At 67.8% G+C, this 14,611-nt stretch carries 15 protein-coding genes and 2 pseudogenes; 8 read left to right on the top strand and 9 right to left on the bottom strand.

Features of this window, described 5'->3' with window-relative positions:
• Nucleotides 1–62: 62 nt before the first annotated feature.
• On the bottom strand, nucleotides 63–743 hold the full coding sequence (locus H4N64_RS36265) for a hypothetical protein (RefSeq protein ID WP_186286850.1): 681 nt from the start codon (nucleotides 741–743) through the stop codon (nucleotides 63–65).
• Nucleotides 744–873: 130 nt separating this feature from the next.
• Here H4N64_RS36265 and H4N64_RS36270 point away from each other — a divergent pair, with 130 nt between their 5' ends.
• Nucleotides 874–1,041 (top strand): hypothetical protein, encoded by a 168-nt coding sequence (locus H4N64_RS36270; RefSeq protein WP_186286851.1) that lies wholly within the window; start codon nucleotides 874–876, stop codon nucleotides 1,039–1,041.
• A gap of 108 nt (nucleotides 1,042–1,149) precedes the next feature.
• Here H4N64_RS36270 and H4N64_RS36275 read toward each other — a convergent pair whose 3' ends face one another.
• Nucleotides 1,150–2,067 (bottom strand): hypothetical protein, encoded by a 918-nt coding sequence (locus tag H4N64_RS36275; RefSeq protein ID WP_186286852.1) that lies wholly within the window; start codon nucleotides 2,065–2,067, stop codon nucleotides 1,150–1,152.
• 182 nt (nucleotides 2,068–2,249) lie between these two features.
• A complete protein-coding gene (locus H4N64_RS36280) occupies nucleotides 2,250–2,636 on the bottom strand; it encodes an HAD family hydrolase (protein ID WP_186286853.1) in 387 nt (128 codons plus the stop codon).
• A gap of 389 nt (nucleotides 2,637–3,025) precedes the next feature.
• Between H4N64_RS36280 and H4N64_RS36285 the strand changes: the two genes are divergently transcribed.
• Nucleotides 3,026–3,517: an ATP-binding protein gene (locus tag H4N64_RS36285; RefSeq protein ID WP_186286854.1), complete on the top strand. Its 492-nt coding sequence runs from the start codon at nucleotides 3,026–3,028 to the stop codon at nucleotides 3,515–3,517.
• On the opposite strand, the gene H4N64_RS36290 is transcribed toward H4N64_RS36285, so the two are convergent.
• Nucleotides 3,480–4,217, bottom strand: coding sequence for a 2'-5' RNA ligase family protein (locus H4N64_RS36290; RefSeq protein ID WP_336246900.1), 738 nt, complete (start codon nucleotides 4,215–4,217; stop codon nucleotides 3,480–3,482). The genes H4N64_RS36285 and H4N64_RS36290 overlap by 38 nt on opposite strands.
• Nucleotides 4,218–4,597: 380 nt before the next feature.
• Between H4N64_RS36290 and H4N64_RS36295 the strand changes: the two genes are divergently transcribed.
• From H4N64_RS36295 to H4N64_RS45875, 4 genes are all read left to right on the top strand, one after another.
• Nucleotides 4,598–5,443 carry an IS5 family transposase gene (locus H4N64_RS36295; protein WP_186286856.1) on the top strand — a complete coding sequence of 282 codons (846 nt, stop codon included), beginning with the start codon at nucleotides 4,598–4,600 and terminating at the stop codon, nucleotides 5,441–5,443.
• Between the two features lie 3 nt (nucleotides 5,444–5,446).
• Nucleotides 5,447–5,797 carry a transposase gene (locus H4N64_RS36300; RefSeq protein ID WP_186286872.1) on the top strand — a complete coding sequence of 117 codons (351 nt, stop codon included), beginning with the start codon at nucleotides 5,447–5,449 and terminating at the stop codon, nucleotides 5,795–5,797.
• Nucleotides 5,785–6,705: an IS3 family transposase gene (locus H4N64_RS36305; RefSeq protein ID WP_222109812.1), complete on the top strand. Its 921-nt coding sequence runs from the start codon at nucleotides 5,785–5,787 to the stop codon at nucleotides 6,703–6,705. The genes H4N64_RS36300 and H4N64_RS36305 overlap by 13 nt, the downstream gene beginning before the upstream one ends.
• A gap of 549 nt (nucleotides 6,706–7,254) precedes the next feature.
• Nucleotides 7,255–7,383 carry a hypothetical protein gene (locus tag H4N64_RS45875; RefSeq protein WP_260860187.1) on the top strand — a complete coding sequence of 43 codons (129 nt, stop codon included), beginning with the start codon at nucleotides 7,255–7,257 and terminating at the stop codon, nucleotides 7,381–7,383.
• A gap of 131 nt (nucleotides 7,384–7,514) precedes the next feature.
• Here H4N64_RS45875 and H4N64_RS36315 read toward each other — a convergent pair whose 3' ends face one another.
• On the bottom strand, nucleotides 7,515–8,753 hold the full coding sequence (locus H4N64_RS36315) for an IS256 family transposase (RefSeq protein ID WP_186286857.1): 1,239 nt from the start codon (nucleotides 8,751–8,753) through the stop codon (nucleotides 7,515–7,517).
• Between the two features lie 464 nt (nucleotides 8,754–9,217).
• Here H4N64_RS36315 and H4N64_RS36320 point away from each other — a divergent pair, with 464 nt between their 5' ends.
• Both H4N64_RS36320 and H4N64_RS36325 read left to right on the top strand, forming a co-directional pair.
• Nucleotides 9,218–9,721: a tetratricopeptide repeat protein gene (locus H4N64_RS36320; protein WP_186286858.1), complete on the top strand. Its 504-nt coding sequence runs from the start codon at nucleotides 9,218–9,220 to the stop codon at nucleotides 9,719–9,721.
• The gene (locus tag H4N64_RS36325; RefSeq protein WP_186286859.1) at nucleotides 9,718–10,992 is read left to right on the top strand and encodes a glycosyltransferase; all 1,275 of its coding nucleotides are present in this window, start codon (nucleotides 9,718–9,720) and stop codon (nucleotides 10,990–10,992) included. Before H4N64_RS36320 ends, H4N64_RS36325 begins: the two co-directional genes overlap by 4 nt.
• A 117-nt stretch (nucleotides 10,993–11,109) precedes the next feature.
• Here H4N64_RS36325 and rfbD read toward each other — a convergent pair.
• The 4 genes and pseudogenes from rfbD to rfbC all read right to left on the bottom strand — a co-directional run bounded on the left by rfbD (nucleotide 11,110) and on the right by rfbC (nucleotide 14,596).
• Nucleotides 11,110–12,009 (bottom strand): annotated as a pseudogene (gene rfbD / locus H4N64_RS36330) (dTDP-4-dehydrorhamnose reductase).
• Nucleotides 12,006–12,982 (bottom strand): annotated as a pseudogene (gene rfbB, locus H4N64_RS36335) (dTDP-glucose 4,6-dehydratase). The pseudogenes rfbD and rfbB overlap by 4 nt, the downstream one beginning before the upstream one ends.
• A 162-nt stretch (nucleotides 12,983–13,144) precedes the next feature.
• Nucleotides 13,145–13,750 (bottom strand): collagen-like protein, encoded by a 606-nt coding sequence (locus H4N64_RS46240; protein ID WP_222109813.1) that lies wholly within the window; start codon nucleotides 13,748–13,750, stop codon nucleotides 13,145–13,147.
• A 246-nt stretch (nucleotides 13,751–13,996) separates the two neighbouring features.
• On the bottom strand, nucleotides 13,997–14,596 hold the full coding sequence (gene rfbC, locus H4N64_RS36345) for a dTDP-4-dehydrorhamnose 3,5-epimerase (protein ID WP_186286876.1): 600 nt from the start codon (nucleotides 14,594–14,596) through the stop codon (nucleotides 13,997–13,999).
• Nucleotides 14,597–14,611: the final 15 nt, after the last annotated feature.

The following is a 14,611-nucleotide window of genomic DNA, read 5'->3' on the forward strand; positions in this document are numbered from 1 at the left end:
GATTGCCCGCGCGGGGCTGGGCTCAGGTCCCCCGACAGCCAGGGTGGTCGGGCCTGGCATGTTCATACTTGTGGATACTTTTCCGGCGTGGAAGAGGTGGCGAACCGTGGCGAGCCGTGGCGAATATGTCGGGAGTGTTCGCTGTTGGAGCGGATGTTCTCGGAATCCCGGCTAGTCCTTCGAGAGCATGATGATGTTTGCCGCATGGGCCCGGCCGCGACGTACGGATGGGCGTCCGGGTCGAGTCGGGGGGCAGCGATCCGGGCGCGGGCGTGCGCCGCCCACATGACACGCGGGTGCCGACGCCGTTGCCGGGCAGGCCCGGCCGCGCTCCGACGCGGATCAGCCGTGGCAGGGCGAGGGAGACCGTCGAGGCGGCGAGCAAAGCCGCCGCACCCGGTAACCGCCGAGGCCCCCGCGGCGTTGACCACCCATCCTGACGTGGCGTAGCCCATCGCCACCCCGACGGAGAGGCCCGAGACGGTCCAGGTGATGCTCTCGGTGAGCCGGGCGGCCGGCGCCAAGTTGCCCACCAGCCCCATCGTGATGATCACGGTCGGCGCAATGGACATGCCCGCCACGAAAAGCATCCCCGCTAGCACCGCGAGCTTCGGCGCGAACAGAGCGGTACGGTCGTCACCGCCATCGCGCAGGCGTCGACCGGCAACCGCCGCGTGATCGCCGCCCCGCGGCCTGATCGCGCAGAAGACCGCGCCCGACAGGCCCGAGCCGAGCGCGTACACGCCCGGCCGGCAGGCCGGAGAGCGCCTTGTGGTGGTGTGCGTCGGCGTACGCCACCGTCGCGACCTCCACCGAACCGTAGGACGCGCCCACCGACGTCATTGTCAGCACCAACAGACGGTGCACTGGCGCATGCTCCGCGCTGACCGGGCGACCATCGAGGTCGAGGTGAAGTGGAGCGACCTGCGCGAGGCGGCGACGGTCGGCGCAGTGGTGCCCACCCTGCGGGACGTGATCGAACGGCGCAAGCTCGTTGGTGGCTCGGCGCCTGCCCGTCCCGCCAACAGACCGTTCAGGTAGGCGCGTTGTTGAGCGCGGTCGATGTCCGCGAGCGTGTCGAAGTGGGGCTGGCCCACGATGTGCGTGCGGGCGTCGGCTCGCCGGGTCCAGGTGTGCGCGGTGAGTACGTCACGAGAGCCCATAACGGCGATGTGGCGGCCTGCGCCGGCCAACTGACCTGTCCATCCACCCAGTCTCGTGCTGGACGTAGACGGTGCTCGCCCCGATACGGTCGGCCGCGGCGACGGCGAGGACGCCGAGGGGGCTGGTGTCGTTGCTGCACAGGAGCACGTCGGGCCGGAGAGCTGTGAGAGCTCCGTGGAGCCAGCACTCGGCCATGAAGGCGGCTGCCCAAGACGGCTGGGTGCAGTCAGTACTTCGCACAAGGACGTATGAGACGAGTTGAGCCAGACGGCCGAGCGACATCTCGTGCTGGCCAACCGGCACGGTTGGACCGTCCAGAAGTGCGCCCAGGTGCCGGAACGGCGGTGCGCCGTTGTGAGCGAAGATCGCCTCGGGAAGCCGCACGACCAAGATCCCCGGCGTATGCGGCTCGGGAAAGCGCTGTGATGACTCCGTGGACGCGTCCACGACCGTGGTGGTGATTCCTCGCTCGGCCAACTCTACGAGCACGGGGAGCAACGTCTCCGCGTGGCGGGACGACCACGAGATGGCGCACAGTTGCGTACGGAACATCCTGGACGGCTGCCGCGCGACCTCGGGTTCGGTGCCGTGGACGTCGTCCTTAGGGTCGTCGTCTCGTAACCCCAGCGTGTACGCGACTCCGGCGTCGGTCACGTCGTATGAGACGTAGCCGATCGAGGCGCTCTCGCGGGCGGCGACAAGCGGCTGCTCTCTGTGGACGGGGGACACGGGCTCACGCATCGTCTGCAGGCGCCGCACCAATCGCATGACCAGTCGGCGAATCGGAACGTGGTGGACGCGGAGCCAACTCACCCCGCCCGGGGTGACTTCCACGCCCGCATACCCGTCCTCCAGAGCGGTCATCAGCGCGTAGACCTCGCGGTCCAGGGCATTCGCACTCATGCCGAACCCTTCGCTGGGTTCTCGCGGACCAAGCCGACCAGTTGGGCCGGCTCCTCGAGGATGAGCGGCAGCTGCTCCGTGGGTGAGCCGTATCCCCAGCCGGGGTGCGCATAGCGCACCCCGGCCCGCCGCGCCGCTTCCTGGTCGACGGCATGTCACCGACGTACAGCGCGTCGCCGGGATCAGTTCCCGCACTCGACTAGTGCCAACAGCAACGCGTCGGGGGACGGCTTGCCGCGCCCCAGGCCCGGGGCACGGAGGACAGCGAACGGAACGTCGAGGCTCTCCACCAACGTCCGTGCGCGAGCGACGGACTTGGACGTCACGACCCCGAGCCTGCAACCCGTCGCGGCGATGTCCCGCAGGGCCTGCTCGACGCCGGGGAACGGCTGCGAGTGATGGGAGGAGCCGATGGCCGCGGTCTCGTATGCCGTGGTGAACCGCTCGGTGTTCTTCAGGCCCAGCAGCATCAGGAAGTCCTGGAACGGCCTGCCGAGGTGCTTGACGTACGCCTTGAAGGGGACCTGAACCCCGACCTGAATGGTCGCCGCCTCCCAGGCTGCCCGCATTGTCGGCGGAGTCGATCAGGACGCCGTCCAGGTCGAAGAGCATCAGCTCGGGGGCGGACATGCTCCCCGCGTGCGGGGGCTTGCTGGTCACGAATGACCTCCTCTGAACGGATGGACGAGGGGCCCGTGCCGGCCGGGAAGCAGGTCCGGGGCCGACCGGCACGGGGCGGGGAACCGCTTCGCCGCCCTAGGGGAGGAGGCGCCGCGTCACGGCCCACGAAGACGATCGCGAGGTGGACAGCGCGGGGATACGCCGTCGGTCCGCCGTTCGGCCGCCATTTGTCTCGTGCGCAACGACGGAGAACCGGCGGACCGACGTCATACCGATGCGTCTCACGTGTCCCGATGCTGGTGGAGCCCGTTGTCAGCTACCGGGAATGAGGCAGACAGTGCTCCGCTCACGAACGGGCCAGGTCACGAAGCATGACTTCGCGGACGAACGTGTCCAACACCGCTGGGTGAACCTGCGGGATTCCGAAGAACCGCTTGTCCTCACCCGCGAGCAGGTGCGCGACGCCCTGGGCGGTCGTACGGCCGACACGCGTGTCGAGGAGACGGCGCTCGTCGCCGTCGAGTTGGTCACCAACGCACTGCTGCACACACGGAGTGGGCCGACCGGCATGGCGATGGACGTCTACGAAGACACCGCTGTGCTCTGGGTCCATGACGGCGACAAGAACACCGACGCCGTTCGCCTGCGACTGCTGGCTGAGTCTCCGTCGCTTGATGTCGCGGAGAACGGCCGGGGTCTCCGGCTCGTCTCTGCCCTCGTCACCACGTGGCGGGTCTGGCCCATGTCGGACGGCAAGGCCGTAGTCGCCGAGGTCGCTCTGCTGGAGAGGGCTACGGTCGTACCTGCGCCGCGAAATCCGGCGCCGTGAGCGGAAGGCTCTCCATGACGTCCCACCGGTACGTGACTCCGTCGCGCCGCAGCTCCACGAGCTGCACGTCGGCGACGCTGACGCCGACGGTGGGCAGGGAGCGCAGGGAGGCGACGGCGCTCACGACCGGGCGGGCATCACGCCGTCGGTTGTTGTAGGCGATGCTGAGATGGGGTCGGAAGAGTGCCGTTCGCTTCGACGGTGCGATCCCCTCGGCCCGCCCGGCCTGCACCAATGCGGCGTGGAGTCGTACGAGCGGTCCCCACGGGCTGACGGAGAAGCGAACGGCGCCCCGGGAGCCGGCCAGCGGCACGGCCCGCAGCGTGAAGGCACTGGGCAGAAGCTGCCCCGCAGTTCGGGTGAGGGAGGTCAACTGCTCAGGGGTGACAACGTCGCGGCCTCCGACCCGAGCGAGCGTTGTATGAAGCCCGTCCTCGGCCGGGACCGGATCGAGCCCGAGCGGGGCCAGCGCCTCCTGGCAGCGCGATGCCAGGCCGGAGAGCGCCGACGCGTCGGGGAACGTCAGCATCCAGTAGTACGCCCTGGCGCCGTCGGGCCAGCCCGGCCGCGACCAGTGGTCGGTCATCTCCGTCAGCGTGCTGAAGGCGCTCCAGTCCTGTGCCGCGATGCTCGCGACGTCGTCCAGATCCCAGGGGGGATCGGCGGGAAACGCGGCGGGATCGGCGCTGAGCAGGGGCACGCGGCGCGCTCCTTCGGCATCACATGGCCCTGGAGTGCGACATGGCCAGGGCGGCTGGTTGGGAGCTCCAGGCGCGGAGCTCCTCGCCATACTCGCGTACGCTCGGCTGGTCCCGCCACAGTGTGGCTTGCTGATACAGGTCCTGAGAGGACGTTCGTGTCATCTATGCGCGGTTTTGGGGTAGTTGGGTCGCGCCGGGATTCGCCATGTACAGGCAGAACGAGCGATATGTCTCTTCAGTTGAAGCACACCTGATCTTGCGCTTTACCCCAGTTACTGCCGATAGCTTCTGTCCGGTTCGAATACGCCCCTGAAGTCGGCTTTTGCCTCGCCCGATCGAGCGATATGCCCGGTTAGGGACCTCGTGCATGAGTGGTTCCATGACCTCTTCGCAGCAGCGCGAGCCGTACCCGAGCGATCTGTCCGATGCCCGCTGGGCGCTGATGGAGCCGACCTTGACGGCCTGGCGGGCCGAGCGGCAGAAGACCTCGCTCCATCTCGGCGGAAAGGTTACTGACCTGCGGGAAGTCATGAACGCGATCCTCTTCCTCAACCGGACCGGCGTCCCCTGGCGCTACCTGCCGCACGACTTCCCGCCGCACACCACCGTGTTCGGCTACTTCAGCACCTGGACCGCGGATGGCACCATCGAGAAACTCGGCCTTCACCTGCACCGGATGGTCCGTGAGCAGGAAGGACGTACCGCCGAGCCCACCGCCTGCGTCATCGACGCCCAGAGCGTCAAGACTGCACCCAGCATGCCCACCGACACCCAGGGCACCGACGCCGGCAAGAAGATCGTGGGCCGCAAGCTCAGCATCGTCGTCGACACCCTCGGCCTGTTACTGCTGGTCGTGGTGACGGCCGCCAGCGTCTCCGACAACGAGGCCGGCAAGCAACTCCTCACCCAGATCGCCGCCGACCACCCCACGATCACCAAGGCGTGGGTCGACACGGGCTACAAGACCCAGGCCATCGAGCACGGCGCCGCCCTCGGTATCGATGTCGACGTCGTCCCGAGGAACCCGCAAGTCAAGGGATTCTCGGTGATCGCCAGGCGCTGGGTAGTAGAGCGAAGTTTTGGTTGGATCATGATGCACCGCCGCCTCGCCCGGGACTACGAGACCAAACCCGCCCACTCCGAGAGCATGATCCGCCTCGCGATGATCTCCAACCTCGCGAGACGAGCAACCGGCGAAACGCCTATAACTTGGCACAATCCATGAACTATCCCGTCTTCAACCGGAACGTCCTCTAAGAAGCGCCTCTACGACGCCGAGTTCCGCGAGGGGGCGGTACGGATCGTGACGGAGACCGGGAAGCCGATTCCGGAGGTGGCTGAGGATCTGGGTATCCACCCGGGGACGTTGCACAGCTGGGTGTCGCGGGCGCGGCGCAATGGGTCGCCGTCGTCGGATCGGCCGGTGGCCGAGCCGTCGCCCGGCGGTCGTCTGCGGGAGAGCGAACGCTTGGAGCTGGAGCGGTTGCGGGCCGAGGCCAGGGAGAAGGACAAGCGCATCCGCGAGTTGGAGATGGAGCGTGATGTGTGCAAGCGATTCGTGGCCTTGTGGGTGAAGTAGCTGAGGCGGACCCGGCCGTCGCGGTCCGGGTGATCAGCGACTGCAAGGCCGAGGAGATGATTCCCTACCGCACCGCCTGCCGGGCGCTGGGGGTGTCCGAGTCGTGGTTCTACAAGTGGCGGGATCGTCCGCCCACAGCGCGGGAGCTGCGCCGGCAGCAGCTGGCCGAGGAGATCGAAGAGATCTTCCACGGCTCGGGCGGCACCTATGGCTCGCCGAAGGTGTTCATCGAGCTGGTGCGCAGAGGCTGGCGGGTGTCGGTGAACACGGTCGCGAAGGTCATGGCCGAACTCGGGGTGGCCGGCCGGAAGGTGCGTCGCCGCCGGTCGCTGACCAGGCCGGGCAAGCGGCCGGCGGTCGCGGACTTCGTGCGCCGGGACTTCACCGCCGAGGAGCCCGATCTCGTCTGGGCGGGCGATATCACCGAGATCGACACCGGAGAGGGCAAGCTCTACCTCGCCACGGTGATCGACCTGTTCTCGCGACGCCTGCTCGGCTACGCGATGGGCATCCGCCGCGACGCCGAGCCGGTGGTGGCCTCACTCAACATGGCCGCGGCCACCCGGGTCGGCGACGTCCGTGGCGTGATCATGCACACGGACAGGGGCAGCGAGTACTGCTCGCGACGCTTTCGCCGGGCCTGTCGGCGCCTGGGCGTGACCCAGTCCATGGGCAGAGTCGGATCTTGCTTCGACAACGCCGTGAGCGAGGCGTTCAACAGCGTGCTCAAGGTCGAGTACGTCCACCGACACACTTTCCGCACCCGCGCCGAGGCCCGGATCCGGATCGCCACCTGGATCACCGACTTCTACAACGCCAGGCGGCTACACAGCGTATGCGGGTTCAAGAGCCCGATCGACTACGAACGTGACTACCGAGCCACCCTCACCGAGGGACTGGCCGCATAGCGTCTCCACGCTGCGAGGGGATTGACACATCCGGCACACGCGGCTGACGAAGTGGCTCAACGACGGCATCCCACCGGCGCAGGTCGCCTACTGGGCAGGCAACAGCGTTGCTGTCCTGCTTGCCTTCTACGCAGGCTGCATTGAGGGGCAGCTCCCCGAGCTCAAGCGCCGGATGGAGGCCCAAGGGGACCTGCCGGAGCTCCCGATGGAGGGCTGAGCGTCCCCCGGAGAACTTCTCCGCGTGTTCACCGCAGCCACCCGCGAAAACCCGGTGACAGCCGGACAGGGCCGGACCCTCCCCGCGATCACTACGGGGTGGTCTGACGCTCTTCTGAGTGGGACTGCACATGCTCTGACCAGCAAAAAAGCCCTCCCGGAGGCGAGCTGAGAAATGGCGCCCCCGGCGGCGCGCGTAGCAGAAGGAGGGCGGTCTGAGCTGGGAGTTTGCAAGGGCCAGCTGGTCGTTGGGGGGAGCTTCTGTCCTACGGCGAGGGGGAGGGTGTACGCGACACCGCCTCCAAGATCCGTACCGGACACCGCCCGGAGAACATGGCCGCCCTCCGTAGCTTCGCCATCAACCAGCTCCGCGCCGCCGGCCACACCAACATCGCGGCCGGACTGCGGGAGATGGCCCTCCGCCCCTTCGAACGACCGCTGACACTCCTCGGACTCAACTGACCAGCATCAACCCAAGATCACCAAACTTTGCAACCGCCCTGCCGCGGAGAGGCGTTCGCCGCGGCTCTTCACTTGGGTCACGTCCGCTGGAGTGGTGTATCGACGGCCACTCGGTGATCTCGTATTTGAGGCTATGCGGTGGGTTCGGTGGGCAGGACGGTGTCGTCGGTTTCTGACTCGATCGGGTGGAGGCGGGCCTTGGCCAGCAGGTCGAGTCCCATGTAGCGGCGGGCTTCGGTCCATTCGTCGTTCTGCTCGGCCGGGACCGCGCCGACCAGGCGGATCAGGGCAGCTCGGTCGGGGAAGATACCGACCACGTCGGTGCGGCATCGGATCACCTTGTTGAGGCGTTCCTGCGGATTGTTCGACCAGATCTGCCGCCAGCTCTCGCGCGGGAACGCCGTGAAGGCCAGCACGTCGCCCTGAGCGGCGTCCAAGTGGGATGCGGCCTTGGGGAACTTGGCCTCCAGGGCGTCCAGCACATGCCTCATCTGGGCCTGGACGGCGTCGGCATCGGGCTGTTCGAATACGGTCCGCAGCAGCGTGGCCACCCACGGCTGGGCCGACTTGGGCACCTGGGAAGGCAGCGCGCGGGCGTAGTGAGTACGGCATCGCTGCCAGCCCGCCCCGGGCAGGGTGGCGCCGATCGAGTTGACCAGGCCCATGTGCGCGTCGGAGATGACCAGTTGGACGCCGGACAGGCCGCGGGCGATTAGCGAGCGCAGGAACGCCAGCCAGCCGGCGCCGTCCTCGGCGGTGGCCACGTCCAGGCCGAGGATCTCGCGGTGGCCATCGGCGTTGACGCCGACCGCGATCAGCGCGTGGACGTTGATGATCCGGCCGCCCTCGCGGACCTTCTGGGTCAGCGCGTCGACCCAGACGAACGCGTAAGGCCCTTGGTCCAGAGGCCGGTTGCGGAACGCGGAGACCTGCTCGTCCAGGTGCTGGGCCATCGCGCTGACCTGGGACTTCGACAGCTGGGTCACCCCGAGGGACTCGGCCAGCTTCTCGTCTCGGCGGGTGCTCACGCCCAGCAGGTAGGCGGTGGCGACCACCGAGATGAGGGCCTGCTCGGCCCGCCGGCGGCGTTCCAGCAGCCAGTGCGGAAAGTAACTCCCGGACCGCAGCTTGGGGATGGCGAGTTCGACGGTGCCCGCTCTCGTGTCCCACTCGCGCGGGCGGTATCCGTTCCGGTGGTTGACTCGCTCGTCGCTGACCTGCCCGTATTCGGCGTTGCAGAGCGCGTCGGCCTCGGCGGACATGAGGGCGTCGGCGAACGTCTTGACCATCGCGCGCAGCAGATCGGGACTCGCCGCGGCGAGATTGTCCTCGGCGAGGGCGTGCAGGGGCAGACTGTCGGGTGCGGTCATCGTGCTGATCTCCTTCGAGCTTCGACATCGCGAAGATCAGCCGGTGGCCGTTCATCTATGCGGGCCTCATCCCGACGCCGGAGCAAACCCCCGGATCAGGTCGAACCCGTACACCACTTCTCTGGACGCAACCTTCACTTGCCCGATGACAACACGAGATTCGCGACATCGGTTTTGCATATTTCACCTTTGATGCCCGCATTCGAGTGGTCTGTTTGCCCCAAGTCCCCGACAACTGGCGGCGTTACAAAGGCATCCTCCTGACTTTGGTGAAAATGACGGCGGTTTGGACTCCGAGATCAGCCGAACCCGTCCCATTCGTCACCGACTCCATGAGATGTGGCCAAGTGAAACGCAGGAGATTGTGGGCAGGGCTCGCCGGAGCGGCAGCGGTTGCCGCCGGAGGGGTCGTCTGGGCCGTGCAGTCGCACTCGCCCGCGGCCCCGGAATCCAAGGCCGCGTCGGTGGCCGGCAAGGCCGGGGAGGCGGACGCGCTTTTGCGGGCTGCCATGGTGCAGAGTCAGTACCAGGACTCCGACGGGGCGGCCCGTACCTACCGACGCGTGCTGGAGATCGATCCTCACAACAAGATCGCCTGGTACAACCTGGGGGTCATCGCGCAGCAGGACGGCAGGACGGCTGATGCCCGAGGGGCATACGACAAGGCACTGAAGATCGATCCGAAGTACCCGTCGGCTCTCTTCAACAAGGCGATTCTGCTGAAGTCGAGCGAGCCCGACCGGGCCATCGGACTCCTGAAGCGTGCCATTGCCGCCAATCCGAAGGCGGCCACGGCCCATCTGCAACTCGGGCAGATCCTGGTCGAAAAGGACCGCGCCGAGGAGGCCGAGGACGAGTTCCGTCGTGCCGTCGCGGCCGATCCCTCGCTGCATTCCCACGTTCCGGAACCGTTCCGGGACGACGTAAGCCCCTCACCGACATCGAGTCAAGCAGGTGACACCGAATGACGTCGACCGCAACACCCAGGTTCTCCGTCTTCACCCCCAGCCACCGGCCCCGTTTTCTCGATGAGTGCCTGGCGAGCCTGCAGGCACAGACCTGCCCGGACTGGGAGTGGATCGTCCTGCTCAACAACGGCGCCCGGTGGCGGCCGGAGCACCCCGACGAACGTGTCCGTGTGGAGATGGCGGACGAGATCCGCGGCGTCGGAGCATCGAAGCGCAGGGCCTGTGAACTGGCGCGTGGCGAGATCCTGGTGGAACTCGACCACGACGACCTCCTGGCCAAGGCGTGCCTGGCGGAGCTGGGCAAGGCGTTCGACACGCAACCCGAGGCCGTCCTCGTCTACAGCAACACTGCGCAGATCACCGAGGACGGGAAGCGGGACGACACCCGTTTCAACGAGGAGCACGGCTGGCAGTACGAGGAGGTTCGCGTCGAAGGCCGCACGCTGCTGCAGGCCAGGTCCATGGCGCCGACGCCGCACAACGTCGCCTACATCTGGTATGCACCCAACCACGTGCGGGCGTTCCGCAAGGAGGCTTACGAGAAGGTCGGCGGGTACGACGCCACCCGTACGGTCCTGGACGACCAGGATCTGATGTGCCGTCTGTTCCACATCGGCGACTTCCACCACATCAACCGCTGTCTGTACCTCCAGCGGATGCACACCGCCAACACACAGCGCGATCCGCAGATCAACGCACACATCCAGCGCGAGACGGTCGCCCTGTACGACAAGTACATCGAGGCCAACGCGCTTGCCTGGACTCACCGGCAGGGCCTGCTCGCGCTGGACCTCGGCGCGGCCCACCGGAAGCCTCCGGGCTACCTGGGCGTGGACCAGTACCCGGGAGAGGGCGTCGACATCGTCGCGACCCTGCCCGGGAAGCTGGACCTGCCTGACAACTCCGTCGGCCTGATGCGGGCGGTGGACTTCCTCGAGCACGTGCCCGCGAAGGTGCCGCTGATCAACGAGCTGTACCGGCTGCTGGCACCCGGCGGCATGCTCCTCACCATGACGCCCAGCTCCGACGGCCGGGGCGCGTACCAGGACCCGACTCACGTCGCCTTCTACAACGAGAACTCGTTCTGGTACTATACGGACAATCAGTACCGCACCTTCGTGCCCGAGATCGAGGCCAGGTTCCAGAAGTCACGGCTGGTGACCTACTTCCCGACCGAGTGGCACTCCAAGAACAACATCTCCTACGTGGTCGCCAACCTGATCGCGATGAAGGAGGGCGCCGAGCGGTGCGGGGGACCGCTGCTGGTCTAGGTGTACTCGGCCGACACGTTGGTGACACGTAGCCGTCGGTAGTTGATCAAAGCAGGACCTCCGGGCGTAGTGGAGATTGCCGTCTTTCACTCACCTCGGAGGTCCTGGTGGCCCACGCTAATGCCGCGCCGCGGCGGCCCGCGCGGCGAAGGCGGGCGTGTCCAGGGCTGCGGTCAGTTGGTCGTCCCACCGCAGGAGGGGTACGAGGCCGGACCGGGCCCAGTTGCCGTGACCGAGTACCCCGCAGGCCGGACGGGCGCCGGACGCGGGAACTCCTCCGAGCCGACCGGGCGGATCCGCTCGGGATCGAGACCACTGAGCCGGAAGATCTCACGCGCCAGGCCGTACCAGGTGGTCTGGCCGGCCGCCGTGCCGTGGTAAACGCCCGCCGGTGCCCGCCCCGCCAGGGCGGCACGGCCGAGGGCTGCCAGTTGCCGGGCGAGCGCACGCGACCAGGTCGGCTGGCCGTGCTGGTCGGCCACCACGTCCAGGGTCTGTCGCCGGGCGGCGAGTTCGAGCATGGTGGCCAGCCACGAAGTTGCGGCCGTGCTCGCCGTAGAGCCAGGCGGTGCGCACGATGTAGCCGGTGCGCGGCAGTAGTTCGGCGACGGCCCTCTCGCCTGCCAGTTTGCTGCGTCCGTACGCGTTGACGGGCCCTGTCGGCGCGTCGTCGGAGTACGGCCGGCGGGCGTTGCCCCGGAACACGTAGTCGGTGGAGATGTGCAGCAGAAGTGCGCCGCTGTCCGCGCAGGCGCGTGCGAGGTGCCGGACGCCCGTGCCGTTCACGGCGGTGGCCGTCGCCTCGGACCGCTCGGCGCCGTCGACGTCCGTCCACGCGGCGCAGTTGACGACCACCCGGTGACCGGCGACGGCCGCGCGTACAGCCGCCGGGTCGGTGATGTCGAGCCGGTCACGGCCCAGGCCGGTCACCGCGACGTCCGGCTGGGTGGCCAGCTCGTCCAGCACGTCCCGGCCGAGCAGCCCGTGTGCGCCGGTCACCAGCCAGCTCGAGGTCATCGCAGCTTCGCCCTCTCCTTGAGCGGCTCCCACCAGGAGCGGTGTGCGCGGTACCAGGCGACCGTGGCGGCCAGGCCGTCGGTGAAGGACACCCGCGGGGCGTAGCCGAGGTGTTCACGGATCTTGCTGTCGTCCAGCGAGTAGCGCAGGTCGTCGCCCTTGCGGTCGGCCACGTACTCGACCCGGTCCCCAGCCCGCGCCGACCGCGTCCAGCAGCAGACCGGTGAGCTTGTGGTTGGTCGACTCGGTCCCGCCGCCGATGTGGTAGATCTCCCCGGCCCCGCCGCCGTGCAGCACCAGGTCGATGCCCCGGCAGTGGTCGCAGACATGCAGCCAGTCGCGGATGTTGCTGCCGTCTCCGTACAGGGGGACCGTCCTGCCGTCGATCAGGTGGGTGATGAACAGCGGGATGACCTTCTCCGGGAACTGGTACGGACCGTAGTTGTTGGAGCACCGGGTGACCACTACGTCCAGGCCGTGGGTGCGGTGGTAGGCGAGCGCCAGCAGGTCGGAGCCGGCCTTCGACGCGGAATACGGGGAGTTGGGCGCCGTCGGCCACTCCTCGGTCCACGAGCCCTCGCTGATCGAGCCGTACACCTCGTCGGTGGAGACGTGGACGAAGCGGCCGACGCCGTGTCGGCGGGCCGCGTCCAGGAGCACCTGCGTGCCGAGCACATTGGTGCGCACGAACGGCCCGGCACCGTGGATCGACCGGTCCACGTGCGACTCGGCGGCGAAATGGACCACCGCGTCCTGGCCCGCCATCACTTGGTCGACCGCGTCCGGGTCGCAGATTGTCGCCCCGGACGAAGCGGTAGCCGGGATGATCCGCCACGGGTGCCAGATTGGCCTCGACCCCGGAGTAGGTGAGTTTGTCGAGGACGGTGATCCGTTCCGTCGGATCGGAGGTCAGCCGCCGACGGACGAATTCCGAACCGATGAATCCGGCGCCGCCGGTCACGAGGATGCGCATGGCTCTCCGATGCTCTTGCTGCCCGGCGTCCACCGCCGGGACGATCTGTTCGTCCGCCGAGCGGAATGCGGACGATGCCCGCGAGGCGGGAGCCTCGGGGCACCGTCACTGATTCCGGGAGAGGGGACGGTCCGTACCGCACCGCCGCTCACCGGGGAGGTGTCACACGTCGTGGCAGATCGCGAACGCGGTGGCCTGGACGCCGGAGACCTGCCACCCGACGGGCACGCTGCCCTGGGTACCGGGGACGGGCGCGTTCTGGAAGATGCCGCCAGCGACTCCCGTGAAGCCGCCGCCGGTGGCGACGTCATTACCGAGGCACAGGGCAGTCGACTGCGTGCCCTGGGCGCCGACAACGGTGTAGACGTCGAGTGCCGCCTCACCCTGGGCACCCTGGGGGCCCTGGGGGCCCTGGGCACCCGGGTCACCCTGTGTGCCCTGGGCACCCGGGTCACCCTGCGCGCCCTGGGCACCCGGGTCACCCTGCGCGCCCTGGGCACCCGGGTCACCCTGCGCGCCCTGGGGGCCCGGGTCACCCTGCGCACCCTGCGGACCCAGGAAGCCCTGCGGGCCCCGGGGGCCCTCCTCACCACGTTCCCCCTTGTCCTTGTCCTTGTCGCCCGCGCTCTTGGCGACGCTCGGGCCGGGCAGCCCCACACTGCTGTCGGCGCCGGAGCGGTGGATCGCGTCGGCGACGGCCACGCCGCACGAGCCGACATTGAGCGCGACGGCGAGCGCACCCGCCGAAACCATCGTGGCGGACTTCACACGTGAAGTCCGAATCGTTTTACGGCTCACTGAGAACCTTTCGTCGCGAAACTTAGGAGTGACCACACCGCAAGGTGCTCGGGAAAGCCTTCACGGTCCACGGCCACGGACAGCGCCATTCTTCAACTCATCGCGATTTATTGGTTACTGATCGGACCGTGTCACAGAGAGATCACCCGGGCGGACGCAATGCGCCCCGTTCAAGATGAACGTCGACCGGAAATATGAGAGGCAACGGCGGGAAGGTCAGAAGCTGCTCACGAGCCTTCTGCGATAGGCGCTGCAGCCCTCATAGGAAGGCAGCAGGCCTTGCAGCTCCGTCTCCTCCAACGTGGGTGCCGCGGCGTCCTTCTCGGAAAGGAGCGGTGCGAGGTCCTCGGGCCAGGCGATGGCCAGCGCCGGGTCGAGCGGGTTGATCCCGTGCTCACGCTGCGGCGCGTATTCCTGTGAGCACAAGTAGACGACGGTGGAGTCGTCCTCCAGTGCCATGAAGGCGTGGCCCAGCCCTTCCGAGAGGTAGACGCAGCCGTGTGCCGTGTCGTCGAGCCGCACCGCTTCCCATTTCCCGAAACTCGGTGAGCCGGTGCGGATGTCGACCACCACATCGAGGACGGCGCCGCTGACGCATGTGACGCACTTGGCCTGGCCCGGCGGGACGGACGCGAAATGAATTCCCCGAAGAGTTCCACGAACGGAGCGAGAGCAGTTCGCCTGCTCGAGCCGGAAGCCCTGGCCAACGGAATTCCGGAACCTTTCACCTCTGAACCACTCATGGAATCGGCCCCGGCTGTCCTCGAACACCTTGGGCGTGTCCACCCAGGCCCCGTCAATGCCAAGTGGTCTCACCTGACTGTTTCCTTC

The organism is Streptomyces cupreus (assembly GCF_014257025.1).
Lineage (GTDB): Bacteria > Actinomycetota > Actinomycetes > Streptomycetales > Streptomycetaceae > Streptomyces > Streptomyces cupreus.

What these genes read in the sequence shown, in the direction of transcription:
- H4N64_RS36270 (WP_186286851.1), top strand. Translation starts at nt 874, where the DNA reads ATGCTCCGCGCTGACCGGGCGACCATCGAGGTCGAGGTGAAGTGGAGC.
- H4N64_RS36275 (WP_186286852.1), bottom strand. Translation starts at nt 2,067, where the DNA reads ATGAGTGCGAATGCCCTGGACCGCGAGGTCTACGCGCTGATGACCGCT.
- H4N64_RS36280 (WP_186286853.1), bottom strand. Translation starts at nt 2,636, where the DNA reads ATGCGGGCAGCCTGGGAGGCGGCGACCATTCAGGTCGGGGTTCAGGTC.
- H4N64_RS36295 (WP_186286856.1), top strand. Translation starts at nt 4,598, where the DNA reads ATGACCTCTTCGCAGCAGCGCGAGCCGTACCCGAGCGATCTGTCCGAT.
- H4N64_RS45875 (WP_260860187.1), top strand. Translation starts at nt 7,255, where the DNA reads ATGGCCGCCCTCCGTAGCTTCGCCATCAACCAGCTCCGCGCCGCCGGC.
- H4N64_RS36315 (WP_186286857.1), bottom strand. Translation starts at nt 8,753, where the DNA reads ATGACCGCACCCGACAGTCTGCCCCTGCACGCCCTCGCCGAGGACAAT.
- H4N64_RS36325 (WP_186286859.1), top strand. Translation starts at nt 9,718, where the DNA reads ATGACGTCGACCGCAACACCCAGGTTCTCCGTCTTCACCCCCAGCCAC.